The sequence below is a fragment of the Klebsiella sp. CN_Kp104 genome (genome assembly GCF_040064515.1).
Taxonomy (GTDB): Bacteria; Pseudomonadota; Gammaproteobacteria; order Enterobacterales; family Enterobacteriaceae; genus Klebsiella; species Klebsiella aerogenes.
The window spans coordinates 1-1605 of sequence record NZ_JBEAII010000017.1; the positions used below are offsets into that span (position 1 = coordinate 1).

The window sequence follows — 1605 nt, forward strand, 5'->3', positions numbered from 1 at the left end:
CACTACAAAGGCAGGTTCTTTAAGGTAAGGAGGTGATCCAACCGCAGGTTCCCCTACGGTTACCTTGTTACGACTTCACCCCAGTCATGAATCACAAAGTGGTAAGCGCCCTCCCGAAGGTTAAGCTACCTACTTCTTTTGCAACCCACTCCCATGGTGTGACGGGCGGTGTGTACAAGGCCCGGGAACGTATTCACCGTAGCATTCTGATCTACGATTACTAGCGATTCCGACTTCATGGAGTCGAGTTGCAGACTCCAATCCGGACTACGACATACTTTATGAGGTCCGCTTGCTCTCGCGAGGTCGCTTCTCTTTGTATATGCCATTGTAGCACGTGTGTAGCCCTACTCGTAAGGGCCATGATGACTTGACGTCATCCCCACCTTCCTCCAGTTTATCACTGGCAGTCTCCTTTGAGTTCCCGACCGAATCGCTGGCAACAAAGGATAAGGGTTGCGCTCGTTGCGGGACTTAACCCAACATTTCACAACACGAGCTGACGACAGCCATGCAGCACCTGTCTCAGAGTTCCCGAAGGCACCAAAGCATCTCTGCTAAGTTCTCTGGATGTCAAGAGTAGGTAAGGTTCTTCGCGTTGCATCGAATTAAACCACATGCTCCACCGCTTGTGCGGGCCCCCGTCAATTCATTTGAGTTTTAACCTTGCGGCCGTACTCCCCAGGCGGTCGACTTAACGCGTTAGCTCCGGAAGCCACGCCTCAAGGGCACAACCTCCAAGTCGACATCGTTTACGGCGTGGACTACCAGGGTATCTAATCCTGTTTGCTCCCCACGCTTTCGCACCTGAGCGTCAGTCTTTGTCCAGGGGGCCGCCTTCGCCACCGGTATTCCTCCAGATCTCTACGCATTTCACCGCTACACCTGGAATTCTACCCCCCTCTACAAGACTCTAGCCTGCCAGTTTCGAATGCAGTTCCCAGGTTGAGCCCGGGGATTTCACATCCGACTTGACAGACCGCCTGCGTGCGCTTTACGCCCAGTAATTCCGATTAACGCTTGCACCCTCCGTATTACCGCGGCTGCTGGCACGGAGTTAGCCGGTGCTTCTTCTGCGAGTAACGTCAATCGCCAAGGTTATTAACCTTAACGCCTTCCTCCTCGCTGAAAGTACTTTACAACCCGAAGGCCTTCTTCATACACGCGGCATGGCTGCATCAGGCTTGCGCCCATTGTGCAATATTCCCCACTGCTGCCTCCCGTAGGAGTCTGGACCGTGTCTCAGTTCCAGTGTGGCTGGTCATCCTCTCAGACCAGCTAGGGATCGTCGCCTAGGTGAGCCATTACCCCACCTACTAGCTAATCCCATCTGGGCACATCTGATGGCATGAGGCCCGAAGGTCCCCCACTTTGGTCTTGCGACGTTATGCGGTATTAGCTACCGTTTCCAGTAGTTATCCCCCTCCATCAGGCAGTTTCCCAGACATTACTCACCCGTCCGCCGCTCGTCACCCGAGAGCAAGCTCTCTGTGCTACCGCTCGACTTGCATGTGTTAGGCCTGCCGCCAGCGTTCAATCTGAGCCATGATCAAACTCTTCAATTTAAGTTTGATGCTCGTGAATTAAACTTCGTAATGAATTACG

1 rRNA gene is annotated in these 1605 nt (G+C 53.4%); it reads right to left on the reverse strand.

The features are described 5' to 3' along the window. Positions 1-25 precede the first annotated feature (25 nt). Positions 26-1565: ribosomal RNA gene (locus ABLU80_RS13480) — 16S ribosomal RNA — on the reverse strand. Positions 1566-1605 lie beyond the last annotated feature (40 nt).